The following is a 15,673-nucleotide window of genomic DNA, read 5'->3' on the forward strand; positions in this document are numbered from 1 at the left end:
AGATTGGGCACCATGTTGACTCTCTCGGTCTCTGCGCTGCGCGATCGCCTGCACACCTGCCTGGCCGTCGACCGCTGGGCCGAGGAGGTCGCGGCGGGCGCCCCCTACGTCGAGGCCGGTGCGCTGCTCCTGCGCGACATCGCCCTGTTGCGCCTCGCCGCCCTGCTCGACGCTGGCGCGGTATGAGCGCGGACGGCGCCGAGCGGGCGGCGCGCACGCCGGGACTGGAGCTCGCGGATGTCGCGGCACGCAGCCACGTCACGACGCACGTGCTCGACTCCGTCACCGGCCGGCCCGCGGCGGGCGTGGCGGTCACGCTGGAGCAGCGCGTCGGCACCGCGTGGGTGTTGGTCGCGACCGGCGAAACGGATGCTGACGGGCGCCTCACCGCGCTCGGCCCGGCGGCGCTGCCGGCCGGCCGGTACCGCATCAGCTTCGATACCGGAGCCTGGTTCGCGCAGGCCGGGCGGGACACCTTCTACCCGGAGGTGACGATCACGTTCGACCTCGCCGACGTTGCGGAGCACTATCACGTACCCCTGCTGCTCGCCCCGTTCGCCTATTCAACCTATCGAGGCAGCTGACCGCGCCGAGCCGTGAGTTTCGAACGCCGAGGCGTGAGTCTTGGGCGGATGCACCACCCCGCGACTACTCCACGCTCACCCGGCGACCGCGCACATACACCCCGGTGATCGCGGGCTCCCGTAAAGCTAGCAGCAGCGCGAACAGGGTCTGCTCAGCGGCCAGCGCGGCGTCGTCGGCCCGCACGGCGTTTGCGAGCACGAGCGCGAGCGATTCCCAGCGATCGGGGTCGATGAGCAGAAAGTCCGCGTCCTTGCCGAGATCGAAGTTGCCGAACCGGTCCTCCATGTCGAGGGCTCGCGCGCCGGCAAGGGTTCCGGTGAACAGCAGCGCGGCCGGGTCGATCGCCACGCCGGCCTCGCCGGGTTCCGACAAATGTGCTTTGTAGCAGTCGTTGAGCACCCGCGCGACGAGCCATTCGTCGCCGCCGCCAACATCCGTTCCGATCGCTACATTCACGCCGAAACCCGTTGTGCGACGCCACGGCATGGTGCCGGAGCCGAGGAACCCCTGCGAGGTCGGGCAGTGTGCGATCGACGTGCCGGTGTCGGCCAGGCGGGCGAGCTCCGAGTCCTGGCAGTGCACGGCGTGCGCCAGGATGCTGCGCCGCCCGAGCAGCGAGGTGCCGCCGCGGGCTGAGCCCGGCAGGAAGCATCCGTCGTAGGTGTCGAGGTACGTTTTTGTGCCGTACACCGATCGCACGGCGGCGATCTCGCCGGTATCGGGCCGGTCGTTCTCGTTGAGGTGGCTGTGAAAGTAGACGCCGCGCCCGCGCACCGAGTCGTAGAGTTCGCCGAGCCCGGCCAGGGTTGTCGGCGTCACCGAAAGGCTGAATCGCGGCACGATCGCGACCTGCAGCAGCGCGGTCTGGGCCGTACCGGTGTCGACGGCGTGCCAGCGGTCGATCTCGGCGGCCGCGAGCTCAAGAGCCTGCTCCTCGCTAGTCAGGAGCGTGGCGGCCGAGTCGGTGCCCACGGTCTGGATGCCGCGCCCGCTCACCAGCCGCAGGCCGGCCGCCTGGGTTTCTTCAAACAGCGCGTCCTGCGCCGGCGCAAACGCCGACCCGAACACGAGGGCGCTGGTCGTGCCGACGGATGCCCGCCTTCTCGTGAAATCCCGCGCTACCTGTCGCGCAAACCCCGGGTCTTCCAGCCGGGACTCCGCCGGAAACACACACTCGTCGAGCCATTCCAGTAGCTGGCCGCCGCCGTAGGCATCCGTCGTGTAGGTCTGCGGAAAATGAATGTGGGTGTCGACGAACCCCGGCAGGATGTACCCGGTCCTGGTCACCGGCAGCGCGGCGAACGCCGTCGGCAGCTCGACGAAGGGACCGACCCAGGCGATCGTGCCGCCCGCCGTCGTGACCAGGGCGCCGTCGGGCACCGAAACGAGGTGCGAACGGGCCTGATCCACGGTCGGCGCGTCGGCAATGTGAAAGATGTGGCCGCGGAAGACCGCGCTACCCGATGCTTCGTACATATCTACGGAGATTATCGCCTCGAACCTGGGAGATCGGCGATTTCGGCACCATCTCGTGAAACTCTCCGCAGATTTGCACGGTGCCCACCGGAACCGGGCCCGACGTCGCCGAGCCGCCCGGCAAAACCGAGCCCCACTCGTGCGGGCGGCCCGTCACGCCGCGCCGCCCACAGCACCTAAACCAGCCCGGCATACGAATCCCAGGCGGGACCGGCGTCGGACGCATCATCGTGCGTGATGGTCGCCTGAATGAGTCCGTAGGGCCGGTCGGCGGCGTGGTACACCTCGTCGTTGTTCGCCACGTTGAACGGCGACAGGTCGTATAGAAAGTGATGCTTGTTCGGCGCCGACAGCCGAATCTCGGCGATGAACGGATACGCCTCCAGTACGGCCTCGCCCATGCGGTACAGCGTCTGCTGCAGCGCGAGAGAGTGTACGAGCGCGAACTGGGTCATCAGAATCTGCTTGATGCCGGCATAGATCGCCTCCCAATCCACGTCGGTGGTCATGAACCGCCAGCCCGCCGTCAAAGACGTGGCCATCATCCGGTCGTTGGTCGGTTGCAACAGCGTGTACGGATCCTGCATGAATCCGGCGAACTCCGACCCGGTCGACTTGAGAATCGCCTGGTCCTTCAGCCCGCCGACCACCCACACCTGCTGCGCCGGCCCGGTTCCCTCGACCGAAATCGCCGCCGTGCGTGTTTTCTGGCCGCGCCGCATCCAGGTGTGGTTGTGCTCGGCGCCGTCCACGACCACGCGTTCCCAGGCGAATTCCTCGATCTCGATGCGCGCCCCCGCGACGGGTTCGATGTGGTCGACGAAGTGCGTGGCGAGGTCGATGCCGTAGCTCTCGATCGACAGCAGCCCCTTCTCCTTCGCGAACGAGTAGGCGGTCTGCTTTTGCGTGTTGGTCGGCAGTACGTGCAGTTGGTCGCCCACGAGGTGCGCCGCCGCGAAATCGCCGTGCAGCGCCGTCGACACGCTCACATCGTGGATCTCATGCCGCGGCGTATCCCGGTAGATGCGCACGATGCGGTTCTCCGCCTTGCCATAACGGTTGGATCCGAGAACGATCGACATCTGGTGCTCCCTGCTGGTTGTTCGAATAGATCTAGAAACAGATGCCGCCCTCGGGCATGAGCAACGCTCCGGTCGGCCGCCCGGCCACGTCGTCGTACACCGAGAACACCTCGCGTCCGGCGAGCCAGGTCGTATGCACCCGGCCGACCAGAAGTGCGCCGTCGAAGGCGCTGACCTTGTTCTTGTGCCGCAAGGATTCGGCGTCGACGAGAAACTCCTCGGCCGGGGCGAACGCGACGAGGTCGGCATCCGCTCCGACCGCGATGGCACCCTTGCCGGCCAGGCCGTCGTGACCGGCGAGGCCAACGAAGCGGGCCGGGGCCGCGCTCATCCACTCGACGACCTGCTCCAGGCCGAGGCCGCGGGCGAGGCCGGCCGACCACACCGCGGCGAGGCTGACCTGCAGGCCGGAGATTCCGCCCCAGGCGAGGCGCACCTTACGCAGGGCGGTGGCGGTCGGCGCTTGGTCGGGGGTGGCGACATCCGTTTTTGACGGGGCGTCGATGACCGCATCGATCGGGAGAATCGCGGTGATGACCCCGTTCGTGACGCAGACGGCGGCCGGAATGAAGCCCTGCGCGGTCAGTACCCGTTCGGAGCGGATGACGAGATCGGGGTCGGTCATAGGGTCCTCTCGGGTGTGAATACCGGCGGCTGCTGTGCCTGTTTTCACCCTACTGAAATCAGATTCAGCCCATTTGGGGGTTTGGAAACGTGCCCGACCTGCCCCGTGATCCGGCCGAAATATTGCGCGGCTGGGGCCATCAACTGCCGCGCGCCGCGAAGTGGGGGCGACAGGCCCGCGCCGGCCCGGGGAACTCAGCCATTCTGCCGCCGGATCAGGCCGCTTTTACTCCTGAGACAGCCATCGCCCGACGCAGCCTGCCCACGCGACCTGCCACACCCGTTGGTCGAGCCTGTCGAGGCCACCATCGCCCAACGCGAGCCGGCCTAAGCGACCCGGGCCCGCAGCATCCGCTCAACCGTGCAGCAACCGCCAGATGCGGTCTCGCGACATCGGCAACTCGGTGGGACGGATGCCGATCGCGTCACGCACCGCATTGGCCAGCGCCGGCGCGACCGGGTTGTAGGTCGATTCGCTCATGGACTTGGCTCCGTAAGGCCCGAGCACGTCGTGACTCTGCGCAAAGTAGACCTCGGTGACCGGCAGATCGACCAGCTGGGGAACGTGGTAGTTGCGCAGCACTCGGGTCGTCACCGCGCCGGCGCCGTCGAGCAGCACCTCCTCGAACAGGGCCGTACCGAGCGCCTGTGCGACGCCGCCCTCGATCTGCCCGCGACACTGCTCGGGATTCATGACGAAGCCGGCGTCGGCGGTCTGGATCGACTGCAGAATGCGCACTTCACCGGTGTCGGTGTTCACGGCCACGCGAAAGGCGTGCACGTTGAAGGCCAGGGAGCGCAGCGCTCCGTCTTCGCGCCGCGTGGCGGTCAGATCGATGTCGTTGGCGGTCGCCCAGGGGGCAAGCTCGTCGAGCGAGACGACCGTGCCCGCCGCGCGCAGCCCATCCCGTTCGAGCTGCCACGTCACGTCGGCCGACCCACTGCGCGACGCCGCGGCTGAACCGAGCGTCTCGGCCAGCGCGGTCGCCGCGGCGAGCACGGCTTTGCCGGCTACCACCACCCCGGCCGAGCCGAACGCGCCGGAATCGTAGCCGGCGGCATCCGTGTCGGAGTGCACCAAATCGATGCGGTTCACCGTCGTGTGCAGGGCCGTCGCGGCGATCTGGGCGTGCACGGTCGTGGTGCCGTTGCCGAATTCGGTCGTGCCAACCCGCACCAGATAGCGGCCGCCCGCGAGCAGCTGAACGGATGCCTGCGACCGGTGGCCGCGCGGCGGCGTCGTCGCGATCATCGACGACGCCATGCCGGTACCGACCCGCCACGGGGGCCCGGCCGGAACGACGGCCCCATTGCCACGCTTCAGCGCCGCTTCGGCCAGGTCGAGGCACTGGTCGAGGCCGTAGCTTCCGAAGATCAGGTCGGGGCCTTCCTCGTGCGTGACCACGAGCGGGTCGCCGGGCCGCACCGAGTTCAGTCGGCGCAGTTCGAACGGGTCCACGTGGAGTTTGCGGGCCAGTTCGTCGAGCGCGCACTCGATGGCGAAGATGATCTGGCCGAGGCCGTAGCCGCGGAAGGCGCCCGACGGGGGGTTGTTTGTGTAGACGCTCTGGGCATCCACTTGTTTGTTGGGCACGTTGTACAGCGCGACGGACTCGCTCGTGCCGTGGAACATCACACCGGGCGCGTGGTTGCCGTAGGCGCCGGTGTCGGCGAGCACGCCGAGTTTCAGGGCGGTCAGGCGGCCGTCGGCCGTGGCTCCGAGGGTGACGTCCAGCGTCATGGGATGCCGCACCGGGGCGATGGTGAGCTCGTCGGTGCGGGTGAATTCGTACTGCACCGGCCGCCCGGTTTTCAGCACGGCGAGGGTGACGAGGTCTTCGGTGAGCAGCTCCTGCTTGCCCCCGAAGCCGCCGCCGACCCGGGCGGTGAAGACGCGCACATCGGCCGGTTCGAGGTCGAACAGACGGCAGATCTCCTTCTGCACCAGGAACGGCACCTGCGAGCTCGTGCGCAAGTTCAGCCGGCCCTGCTCGAGCCAGCCGATTGTGGCGTGGGTTTCGAGGTGGGTGTGCGAGATGCGCTGGGTTTGCCAGCTGCCGGAGACGATGGTGGTGGCCTCGGCGAGGCCGGCCACGACGTTGCCGTATTCGCCGTGCAGTTCGGCGACCAGATTGCGCCGAGGGTCGGCCAGGCGCGACACGACCGGGTCCTTGTCGCCGTGCACGAGCGGCGCACCGGGAGCGCCGGCCAGCTGCGGGTCGAACACGGCATCGAGTAGCTCGTATTCAACCTCGAGCAGCCGGCAGGCGGCCTCGGCGATGGCGACCGAGTCGGCCACGACCGCCGCAACCCGCTGTCCGCGAAAGCGCAGCGTCGCATCGAAGACCAGGGTGTCGTCGGGGTCGTCGAATCGGCTTTCATGCCGTGCCGTGGAGAACAGCGTCGCGGGGGAGTCGGCGTGGGTGAGCACGCGGTGCACGCCGGGCAGCGCGGCCGCCCTGGTGGAATCTAGAGAGCGGATGCGTGCATGCGCGTGCGGACTGCCCAGCACAGCAAGGTGCAGTAGCCCGGGAATAGCCACATCGAGGGTGTACGGCTCGAGCCCGCTGACCACGCGTTCTCCGGCGATCGCCCCGGAGGAGGTGCCGACCGGGCCGACGGCCTGGCCGGCTCGGCCGGTCGCACGCACCCGGCCGAGCATTGATGCGTCCGACTGTTCGCGCCCGGGCACCACGTGGCAAGAGCCTTCCGGCGGGGTGTGCTGGCTGGTAATTGCGTCGGTGATCGAGCGGTAGCCGGTGCACCGGCAGAGGTTGCCCTTGAGTAGTCGGGGCAGGTCGTGCAGTCGCGGCAACGCGCCCGGTTCGGTGTCGGCATCGGCATCGGCTTCGATGGCGGCGGCGGTCACGACCATGCCGGGCGTGCAGAAGCCGCATTGAAAGCCCGCGGAATCGACGAAACGCTGCTGCACGGGCGCGAGATTGCCGGGCTGGCCGAGGCCGGCCGCGGTCGTGATCTGCTTTCCGGCCGCCCGGTACGCCGGGTAGATGCAGGAGTGCACTGGTGTTCCGTCGACCTGCACCGTGCAGGCGCCGCAGTCGCCGGTGTCGCAGCCCTTCTTCACCTCGAAGTGTTCCTGCTCCCGTAACAGCGTGCGCAGGCACTGGCCGGCAGCGGGCGTCGCCTCGACCCGGGTGCCGTTGACCTCGAAGGTGACGGTGGCGACCATCGCGGCCTGCTCCAGCGTCATGACTGACTTGCGACGTCGGTCGAGGCGGCGAGTTCGGCGCGAATCTCTTCGCCGAGCAGCAGTCCCATCGCGCGTCGCCAGTCGGCGGCGCCGTGGGCATCCGTGAACCAGCAGTCGATCGCGGCAATATCGCCGGCGAGAACGTCGGCGGCGGGCAGTTCCGAATACCGCAGCTGCACGGGGCGCAGCGTCGCCGCCGTGACCGTGAGCACGAAGTCGCCGTCGGCGTCGACCCGCCCGGCCAACACCGCGCCCGAGCGTCCGAGCGGTGACAGGGCAATCTTGCGATACGCCGTCGTGGCCTGCAGCGAGGTCAGCGGCACTCGAATGGAACGCAACACATCATTGGCCGCAAGCGCATTGGTCATATTGCCGGTGACGAACTGTCGGGCCGGTACGACCTCGTCACTGCCGTCGCCGCGCCAGACCAGCAGCTCGGCATCGAGCGCGACGGCGAGGGTGATCATGGGCCCGGCTGGAAGCGAGGTGGCCAGGTTGCCGCCGACCGTCGCCACATTCCACACCTTGAATGAGCCGAACAGGGCCGTGCAGCACTGGTAAAAAAGCGGATGCGCCGCCCACCCGGCCTGCATGGGCAGCCGGGAGAGCTCGGCCAGAGTGCATGTTGCCGCGATCTCGAGGCCATCCTCGGTAATCGTGAGCGCCGGCCACCCCAGGGTCTGCAAATCGACGAGTGCCCTGAGGTGGGCGCGCGGGTCGGCAAACAGCTCGGATCCCCCGGCCAACGGTACGACGGTCGGCCCGAGCGCGATGAGGTCGCTGCGCGTTCGAGCCGGGATGATACGGGTCACGGTACTGAGGTCCATTGTTGTCTCCGTTGGATGCTGTGAATCCCACTCACTATGCGGTGGCGCATCCATGCGAGCGGCGCTGGCACACGGTTTGAGTTCACGAGGGCGAAGCGAGCACGGGAGTAGGCGCCCCGCCTGGTCGGGACCAGACTACCTTTGGCGGCCCGGGATTAGCAGACACGAGAGCACCCGCAGGTTGATTCCCAGCCGACGCTGTCATTATTTGGTCGATTACGACGGTGGGAGACCGAGATGACCGCTGGCCCAACCTCCGAACACACGATGCCGTTCGAACAACGGGATGCCGATTCGAACCGGCCGGATCCTGATCATTTCGATGTGGTCGTGATCGGTGCCGGCCCGGCTGGAACCGCTGCAGCCCTGCGCGCGGCGAAACTGGGCGCATCCGTCGCCGTCTGCGAATCTGACCGTCTCGGCGGCACGTGCGTGAACACCGGATGCGTACCCACCCGCGTACTGGCGAAAACGGCTCGGCTCATGCGGGAGATCCGCACCGCCAACGCGTACGGCATCTCCGTGTCCGAGCGCCCCCTGGACTGGCCCGCCACCGTCGTCCGCGTCCGGCAAACCGTTGACCGGGTGCGTTTGATGAAAAATGAGGCGACGCGATTCGCTGACGCCGGTGTGGAACTCATTCTTGAGGGGCGCGCCTGCTTTCTGGATGCCTCCACGCTCAGACTGGAATCTGGGCGTCGGGTGACCGCCGGTGCCGTACTGGTGTGCGTCGGCGGTCATTCCCGGCGGCTGCCGGTTCCAGGAGCTGAGCTCGCGACGGTACCGGAGCACGTGCTCGACCTTCCGAGTGTTCCCAGTCGCCTGGCCGTGATCGGCGGGGGAAACACCGGTGCCCAACTGGTCACTGTGTTTCGTTCCTTCGGCTCGGCTGTGACCCTGCTCGATGTGGCCGACCGCGTGCTCGCCACGTCTGACGAGTCCGTCTCGCACGCCGTCGCCCAGGCTTTCGTCGAGCAAGGTGTCATACTCCGCCTGGGCATCGACGGAATTGACGGACTTCAACGCGCCGCTGACGGCTCGATCACACTGACCTGGCGGGAGAACGGGCTCGAGAGTGCGAGCAGCTTCGACGCTGTGATCATGGCCACTGGCTGGCCTGCGGATATCGGTGACCTCGGACTGGAAAATGCCGGTGTCCTCACGAGTCGTTCGTCCGTTTCCGTCGATGCGTATTTTCGAAGTTCGGTACCGCACATTTTCGCTGTTGGCGACGCCAACGGCCGAGATATGCTCGTGCAGGCCGCACAATTCGAAGGAGAGGCCGCGGCCGAGAACGCCGTGTTGGATGCCAATCGACGAACCCCGCACCACCTGCTTCCCGCGGGTGGGTTCACCGATCCGGACTACGCAGGTGTCGGTCTGACCGAGGCCGATGCCCGGCGGCGCGACGAGCTGTGCGTCGTAACGGTGGTGCCCTATTCGCTGCTGGATCGGGCGGTGATCGATGATCGCCAGCGGGGATTCCTCAAGCTCATCGCCGACCGCCGGCGGGAGCTCATTCTCGGCGCCCACGCGGTCGGTGAAAACGCCGTGGAGGTCATTCAGTCCGTGACGACGGCGATGGCTGCCGGGATCGACGTGGCCACGCTGGCAAACGTGCGATTCGCCTACCCCACCTACAGCGCCGTGATCGGACTCGCTGCACGAGCCCTGCTGGCCGAGCACGCCGATCGCTCGGCCACGCGGGATGGTCAGACGTCGATCGTGTAGACGAGTTCTTCCTGCAGCATACCGAGCCATTCGTAGAGTTCGCGCAGAAACGGGGTGTTGTCACCAAGGAGGTGCACGACCCCGTCCGGGGTGATCTGCAGCCGGTCGGCGAGGGTCAGCCGCAGGTCGGTGAGGCTTCGCAGCCAGGCCTGCACGGCATCGGGATCGAGACTGATCGTGAGCGGCTGGAGGTCGTCGCTGTCGTCGTCGGGGGAGGAATCGGGAGTGTCGGTATCCGCTTCACTGGAACCCAGCGAATTCAGCACGACCTGGGCGTTCTGCGCCTTGCGATCGAGCAGGTCGGTCGCCGTGAACCGGCGAAACTCGGCGGCCGCGTCGTCGTCGTCGCGGTAGGCGTCGGGCAGCAGGCGCCCGAAGATTCCGTCGCTCGCGGCGAGAGAGGGGTCGCCGGCACCGGAGTCGAGCATCTCGAGAAGCTGGGTGGTAGCGAGGCGCAGCAGGTCGGCTTCGATCGGTTCGAAGCGGCCGTGCAGGGTGCCATCCATCTGAGTGGTGAATCGACTCACTCGTCGGCCTTCGCCAGCGTCGCCATCAGGCCGTAGCCGTGCATGGCTTCGACGTGACGTTCCATGGATTCGCGATTGCCAGTGGCCACGACGGCGCGGCCGTTATTGTGCACCTGCAGCATGAGCCGTTCGGCCTGCTTGGGCGAGACGCCGAAGTAGCTGCGAAAGACGTAGGCCACGTAGGACATGAGGTTCACCGGGTCGTCCCAGACCAGGGTCACCCACGGTCGGTCGAGTGACACGTCCTCGCGAAGGTCGGTCTGTTCGGTAGTCTGCGTCACCCCTTAAGCCTCACACGCTCCCGCCGGGTTTTCCACCGCCGCGTCATACTTGCCCGCGCGGCGTGCGGGTTTGGGGCGAGGGAATATCCTTGAGTATGACGTCTTTTGCACCATCGTCCGCTTTGTCCCCAGCCCTCGGCGCTCAGCACCCTGAGCTGGCCCCGCTGACCAACATCGATGTTGAGCGCATTCGCAATGACTTTCCGGTGCTGCACCAAACGGTGAACGGGCATCCGCTTGTCTATCTGGACTCTGGCGCCACCTCGCAGAATCCGATCAGCGTGATGGAAGCCGAGCAGGAATACTACGAGCAGCGCAACGCGGCCGTGCACCGCGGCGCCCACACGCTCGCCGTCGAAGCGACCGAGGGGTTCGAAGCCGCCCGCGAAAAGGTTGCCGCGTTCGTCGGCGCCCAGACCGACGAGATCGTCTGGACCTCCAACGCCACCGAGGGCATCAACCTGCTGGCCTACAGCTTCTCCAACGCCTCACTCGGCCTCGGCGGCCCGGCCGCCCGCCGCTTCAGTCTCGGCGCCGGTGACGAGATCGTGGTCACCGAGATGGAACACCACGCCAACCTCATTCCCTGGCAGCAACTCGCCCTGCGCACCGGTGCCACGCTGCGCTTCATTCCCGTACTCGACGACGGCACACTCGACCTGCTGGCCGCAGCGGATGTTGTCGGCCCCCACACGAGACTGCTCGCCTTCACCCACGGCTCCAACGTCACCGGCACCATCAACCCGGTGGCCGAACTCGTGGCCCTGGCCCGCCGCGTCGGTGCGCTGGTCGTGCTCGACGCCTGCCAGACCGTGCCGCACCTTCCCGTGGACGTCAAGGCGCTCGACGTGGACTTCGCCGTCTTCTCGGGCCACAAGATGCTCGGCCCCACGGGCATCGGCGCGCTCTACGGTAAAGCCGAACTGCTCGCCGACATGCCGCCGTTCCTCACCGGCGGGTCGATGATCACGACCGTCGACATGACTCAAGCTGAGTTTCTCGCTCCGCCGCAGCGCTTCGAGGCCGGCACCCAGCGCATCTCGCAGGCCATCGCCCTGGCCGCGGCCGTCGATTACCTGAGCGAAACCGGCATGGATCGAGTGCACGCCTGGGAGGCCCAGCTCGGCCAGCGCCTGGTTGCCGGCCTGGCTGAAATCCCCGGTGTACGGCTGCTCGGCCCCGGTCTCGGCGTGGAACGCCTGGGACTTGCCGCCGTCGACGTCGCCGGAGTGCACGCGCACGACGTCGGTCAGTTTCTCGACGACGCCGGCATCGCCGTGCGGGTCGGCCATCACTGTGCGCAGCCCTTGCATCGCCGACTCGGCGTGACCGCGTCCACCCGCGCGAGCACCTATCTCTACAACACGACCGATGAGGTCGACCTGTTTCTGGCCACCCTCGCCGAGGTCGCCCCCTTCTTCGGAGTCAAGCAATGAGTGACTTGCAGCAGCTGTATCAGACGATCATTCTCGAGCACGCCAAAGCCCGGCACGGGGCGGTCGAACTCACGCCACTCGCCGAGGCCGTGGCTCTCGGCGCGGCCGGTGGCCTGCGGGTAGCCGAATCGCACCAGATCAACACGACCTGTGGTGACGAGGTCACCCTGCGCGTCTCGCTCGGCGTCGGCGCTGAAACGGATTCTGCCGTGACCGACCTGGTCTGGACCGGCGAGGGCTGCTCGATCTCGCAGGCATCCGCTTCGATTCTGACCGACACCCTGCGCGGTCTCAGCATAACCTCGGCACGCGCGTTGCTCGACAACTTTCGGGAGATGCTGCGCTCCCGCGGAAAGATCGAGCCCGACGAGGAGATTCTCGGCGACGCCGCCGCCTTCGGGGGAGTCTCGCGTTACCCGGCCCGAGTCAAGTGCGCCATGCTGCCCTGGGTCGCCTTCGAGGCTGCCCTGATCGACGCTGAGTCGCACTAGTTTGCTCGTGCCTGCGGCCCGCTCAGATCGACCGGGCCCGGGCCCGGAAAGTGGGCCAGGCCTCAGTTTTCGCCGGTGCCGAGCTCGGCGTGCAGCGGCCAGTCCTGGTCGTCCAGAATGAGCTGCGCGCAGGCGCCCGTGCGGGCGTTGACCACGATGGGCGCCATCAGGTTCACCGTCGTGGTGCTCTCGCCGGGGTTGACGACCACGAGCACGAGAGCATCGTCGGGCGTCGTCAGCGACAACGCGATCGACTGCTCGCTCGAGATCGCCGGGGTGTAGTTGGGCAGAAAGATGGCCGCGTCGAGAACGAACAGGCGCGTGGTCGGGTGAGCGGATGCCTGCAGCGAGTAGAGTCCAGCGGCCCCCTCGATCTCGTTGAGCACGAAGTCGGTGAGCGGCGCAAGCCCGGGCGGGGGAGACACGAAGCTGAGGGTGGGGCTGGTGAGGGTAATCGTCATGAGAGAAAGTCCATCAGGGTTGGTTGAAGTACACGGGCGGTAACAGCGAGTGCGGCCTGATAGGTCACTTCCTGCAGTTTCAAATCAATGATGACCTGGCCCAGGTCGGCGTCTTCGATGCCGGACCGTTGGGCATCCAGTGTGCCGGTCTTTTCGAGCAGGGTCGACTGGGCGCGTTCCATCTGCACCTGGCGGGTACCCATTTCACTGCGTTGACCGGTCATGATGGCCATCCGATCGTCGAGTTCCTCAAGGCGAGAGCCCACGTTGACCGAGTTGTCGGTGGAGCGCAGGTCAGCAACAATATTGTCGAGCAGCGCAAATACCGATGCTTCGTCACTGCCGAAGATGGTGCCGCCGTCGGCGTCGACGCGCACGGTGCTCGTCGCGCTGATGCGCCGTTCGACGCCGCTCGAGCCCGCAGGGTCACCCGAGTACGCATAGGTGGTGGAACCGCTGCCGTCGGTGACGGCGGTGAACGCCGTGGCATCATCCGAGTTGCCGGCGAAGACGCTGCGCCCGAGAAACTTCGTGTTGGCCTGCGAGAGGAGATCGGTTTTGAGTCCGTCGATCTCAATCGCAATGGCCTCTTTGGCCGTCGCTGACAGCGAGCCGGAATTGGCGCCCTGCACGGTGAGGTCCCGCACGCGGTTCATGATGTCCGACACTGACCCGAGCGAGGATTCGATCGTGGTCAGCCAGTCGTTGCCGTTGTCGGCATTGGCGCTGTACTGATCGACTGCACGCATCTCGGCGCGCACCGCCATAGCCGCGGCGGCCGCGGTCGGATCGTCCGAGGAACGGTTGATGGATTTGAGCGTGCTGGCCTGCTCCTGCAACCGCGCGAGGTGCGTCATGTTCTCCTGCAGGTTGCGCTGGGCAGCGCGCATCTGCGTCTGGGTGGTTACCCGATCGACCATGAGTTACCTCCCGACCAATCCGGTGCGGTTGATGAGCGTGTCGAGCATCTCGTCGACGGCCGTCATCATGCGGGCCGCTCCCTGATAGGCGTGCTGGAACATCAGCAGGTTGACGTTCTCCTCGTCGAGGTCGACCGAGGAGTTGGCGAGCTGCTGGTTGGCAGCGCCCGATGCCGTCGAGCTGGCCAGCGCCGCCGACTGCAGCTCGGTCTGAGTGAGCACGCCGGTCTTCGTGACGAAGTCCGACCAGGTGGTGCTCGGCGAGACGATCGCGCCGTCAACGTCGGTCGCGAATCCGGCGCCGAGCTGGGCGATGGCATCCGCTATGGTGCCGTCGTAGGCGCCAGAGTCAGCGGATGCGCGTACGGCCATGTCAGCGGATGATTTCGGCACAATACTGAGAGCCTGTGCGGCGGGTGCGCCATCTATAGACGAGAAGAACTCGAAGCCATCGTCGCCGTCTTGGTTGAAGCCGGTCTTGTAGATGTCGTTGACCGTGGCCTTCAGTTCGGTCGCAAACGTGTTGTACGACGCGGCAGCCTCAGCCAGCGCGCCACCGGACCCGCTGACGTTGGCCTCGCCGAGCAGAGACAGTGCGCCGGCCATTTCGCCCAGGTCCATGGTCACGGCGGTGTCGGCGTTGTCGGCCCACACCAGGGTTACGTCACGGCTATCCTGCATCACTCGCGGAGAGTCGGCGGTGACCTGCACCTGATGCGCGGTGCCGCCGGAGACGAGTGCGTTGCCGCCCACGAGCACGGTGACGGTGCCGTCGGCCTGCTCGGTGACGCTCGCCCCGGTCAGGGCGGCGATCGTGGTTGTGAGGGTGCTGCGCTGGTCGAGCAGTTCGTTGGCCGTACCGCCCGTGGCGAGGCTCTGGCGAATCTGCACGTTGAGCGCTGCGACCTGGGTGGCCGCGCCGTTGAGTTCCGAGACCATATTGTTCAGGTCGCTGCGCACGTTCGACCACTCGTCGGAGACGGCCTGGTAGCCCTCGGAGATCTGGGTGAGCAGTTCGCCGGCCGTGCCGAGTAGCAGCGCTGCGGGGGCTGCGGTGTCGGTGCCGTTCGACAGGGTCTGCCAGCCGGCCCAGAACTCATCAAGCTTGGCCGAGATGCCGTCTTCGCCGGGCTCGTTGAGCGAGTCCTCAACCGAAGCGAGCGCGTTTGCACGCACCGCCGTGTAGCCGGCGGTTGCGGCGGTTGCTCGCACGCGGGCATCCAGTTGGGCACTGGCCAGGCGAGCGATGCCGTCCATGGCAACGCCCTCGCCGACGCGGGCGCCCTGGGTGAAGATGCCGGTAGGAGCCGTGGCGCCGAGAGCGGAGGTCGATATGCGCTGGCGGGTGTAACCCTCCGTATTGGCATTGGCAATGTTCTGCCCGACCACGTCGAGGCCCTGGCGCGCGGCAACGAGGCCGGTGTACGCGGTGTTCAAGCCACCAAATGTGCTCACCGTGTTCTCCGTTCTTCTCGTTGGTCGTGCAAAGTTACAGGTTGCGGTCGAAAATGCGGGCGGCGGTCACCGGGGCGCCGGTCACTCCGCTGGCGTCGTAGGTTTTGGGGTTGGCGCTGACCGTGGTCATCGTCTCCTGGGTGGAGCGGGCCGCGGCACGAATAAAACGTTCGTTGGTGTCGCGGAGTTCTTTGATCTGGCTGGTGAGATCGCCCATGGCTTTGAGGTGTGCGGCGAAGATTTCGCCCCACGGCCCCGCGGGAGCATTGGCGGCGAGTTCACGCAGGGTGGCGTCTTCGGCTGTTCCCCACTGGGTAGCCAGTGCGGCTACCTCAACGGAACGCCCAAGTCCGGCTTCACGCACGAGATTCAAAACCTGTTCAACCTCGCGAGTGGCGTGTTGCAGCCAGCGCGACTTACCGCCCTGCAGCAGAAGCTGTTCCTCTTCGAGTTTGAAGACCAGCAACTCGAGAAGTTCACGTTCTCGCCACAGCAACGCAGACAATTCGTTGGCGCCCATGACTCCTCCAGCCCACAATTTCACTCGCGCTCAGGGCTACACGGGT

Annotated in this window: 16 protein-coding genes; 5 read left to right on the forward strand and 11 right to left on the reverse strand. The window is 66.8% G+C overall.

Annotated features, from left to right (window positions below):
* Window positions 1-12: 12 nt before the first annotated feature.
* Window positions 13-186 (forward strand): hypothetical protein, encoded by a 174-nt coding sequence (locus CXY78_RS21135; RefSeq protein ID WP_158252880.1) that lies wholly within the window; start codon window positions 13-15, stop codon window positions 184-186.
* Complete coding sequence (gene uraH / locus CXY78_RS18770; RefSeq protein ID WP_104090670.1) at window positions 183-584, forward strand: hydroxyisourate hydrolase; 402 nt, start codon at window positions 183-185, stop codon at window positions 582-584. Before CXY78_RS21135 ends, uraH begins: the two co-directional genes overlap by 4 nt.
* A 64-nt stretch (window positions 585-648) precedes the next feature.
* Here the strand turns inward: uraH and CXY78_RS18775 are convergent, their stop codons facing one another.
* The 5 genes from CXY78_RS18775 to CXY78_RS18795 all read right to left on the reverse strand — a co-directional run bounded on the left by CXY78_RS18775 (window position 649) and on the right by CXY78_RS18795 (window position 7,805).
* The gene (locus CXY78_RS18775; protein WP_104090671.1) at window positions 649-2,061 is read right to left on the reverse strand and encodes an amidohydrolase family protein; all 1,413 of its coding nucleotides are present in this window, start codon (window positions 2,059-2,061) and stop codon (window positions 649-651) included.
* 176 nt (window positions 2,062-2,237) lie between these two features.
* On the reverse strand, window positions 2,238-3,143 hold the full coding sequence (gene pucL, locus CXY78_RS18780) for a factor-independent urate hydroxylase (protein ID WP_104090673.1): 906 nt from the start codon (window positions 3,141-3,143) through the stop codon (window positions 2,238-2,240).
* Between the two features lie 31 nt (window positions 3,144-3,174).
* Window positions 3,175-3,768, reverse strand: a complete 594-nt coding sequence (locus tag CXY78_RS18785; protein ID WP_104090674.1) for an amidohydrolase family protein — start codon at window positions 3,766-3,768, stop codon at window positions 3,175-3,177.
* Window positions 3,769-4,122: 354 nt separating this feature from the next.
* Complete coding sequence (locus CXY78_RS18790; RefSeq protein WP_233206240.1) at window positions 4,123-6,978, reverse strand: molybdopterin-dependent oxidoreductase; 2,856 nt, start codon at window positions 6,976-6,978, stop codon at window positions 4,123-4,125.
* Window positions 6,975-7,805 carry an FAD binding domain-containing protein gene (locus tag CXY78_RS18795; RefSeq protein WP_233197505.1) on the reverse strand — a complete coding sequence of 277 codons (831 nt, stop codon included), beginning with the start codon at window positions 7,803-7,805 and terminating at the stop codon, window positions 6,975-6,977. Before CXY78_RS18795 ends, CXY78_RS18790 begins: the two co-directional genes overlap by 4 nt.
* Before the next feature lie 237 nt (window positions 7,806-8,042).
* On the opposite strand from CXY78_RS18795, the gene CXY78_RS18800 reads away from it, so the two are divergent.
* Window positions 8,043-9,536, forward strand: coding sequence for an NAD(P)/FAD-dependent oxidoreductase (locus CXY78_RS18800; RefSeq protein WP_233197506.1), 1,494 nt, complete (start codon window positions 8,043-8,045; stop codon window positions 9,534-9,536).
* Here the strand turns inward: CXY78_RS18800 and CXY78_RS18805 are convergent.
* Together CXY78_RS18805 and clpS are read right to left on the reverse strand one after the other, a co-directional pair.
* Window positions 9,518-10,063 carry a DUF2017 family protein gene (locus CXY78_RS18805; RefSeq protein ID WP_233206241.1) on the reverse strand — a complete coding sequence of 182 codons (546 nt, stop codon included), beginning with the start codon at window positions 10,061-10,063 and terminating at the stop codon, window positions 9,518-9,520. The genes CXY78_RS18800 and CXY78_RS18805 overlap by 19 nt on opposite strands.
* Window positions 10,060-10,344 (reverse strand): ATP-dependent Clp protease adapter ClpS, encoded by a 285-nt coding sequence (clpS, locus tag CXY78_RS18810; RefSeq protein ID WP_092339698.1) that lies wholly within the window; start codon window positions 10,342-10,344, stop codon window positions 10,060-10,062. Before clpS ends, CXY78_RS18805 begins: the two co-directional genes overlap by 4 nt.
* A gap of 95 nt (window positions 10,345-10,439) precedes the next feature.
* On the opposite strand from clpS, the gene CXY78_RS18815 reads away from it, so the two are divergent.
* A complete protein-coding gene (locus CXY78_RS18815; RefSeq protein WP_104090679.1) occupies window positions 10,440-11,780 on the forward strand; it encodes an aminotransferase class V-fold PLP-dependent enzyme in 1,341 nt (446 codons plus the stop codon).
* Window positions 11,777-12,271, forward strand: a complete 495-nt coding sequence (gene sufU, locus CXY78_RS18820) for a Fe-S cluster assembly sulfur transfer protein SufU (RefSeq protein ID WP_104090681.1) — start codon at window positions 11,777-11,779, stop codon at window positions 12,269-12,271. Before CXY78_RS18815 ends, sufU begins: the two co-directional genes overlap by 4 nt.
* Window positions 12,272-12,333: 62 nt before the next feature.
* Here the strand turns inward: sufU and CXY78_RS18825 are convergent, their stop codons facing one another.
* Genes CXY78_RS18825 through CXY78_RS18840 form a run of 4 tightly spaced genes read right to left on the reverse strand, consistent with a single transcriptional unit; the run spans window position 12,334 to window position 15,627 of the window.
* Window positions 12,334-12,732: a flagellar assembly protein FliW gene (locus tag CXY78_RS18825; protein ID WP_104090682.1), complete on the reverse strand. Its 399-nt coding sequence runs from the start codon at window positions 12,730-12,732 to the stop codon at window positions 12,334-12,336.
* Window positions 12,729-13,652 carry a flagellar hook-associated protein FlgL gene (gene flgL, locus CXY78_RS18830; protein WP_104090684.1) on the reverse strand — a complete coding sequence of 308 codons (924 nt, stop codon included), beginning with the start codon at window positions 13,650-13,652 and terminating at the stop codon, window positions 12,729-12,731. Before flgL ends, CXY78_RS18825 begins: the two co-directional genes overlap by 4 nt.
* Before the next feature lie 3 nt (window positions 13,653-13,655).
* Window positions 13,656-15,107 carry a flagellar hook-associated protein FlgK gene (gene flgK / locus CXY78_RS18835; protein WP_104090685.1) on the reverse strand — a complete coding sequence of 484 codons (1,452 nt, stop codon included), beginning with the start codon at window positions 15,105-15,107 and terminating at the stop codon, window positions 13,656-13,658.
* Window positions 15,108-15,141: 34 nt separating this feature from the next.
* Window positions 15,142-15,627: a flagellar protein FlgN gene (locus tag CXY78_RS18840; RefSeq protein ID WP_104090687.1), complete on the reverse strand. Its 486-nt coding sequence runs from the start codon at window positions 15,625-15,627 to the stop codon at window positions 15,142-15,144.
* Between the last annotated feature and the right edge of the window lie 46 nt (window positions 15,628-15,673).

Source organism: Cryobacterium sp. N19, assembly GCF_002929595.1.
Classification (GTDB): domain Bacteria; phylum Actinomycetota; class Actinomycetes; order Actinomycetales; family Microbacteriaceae; genus Cryobacterium; species Cryobacterium flavum.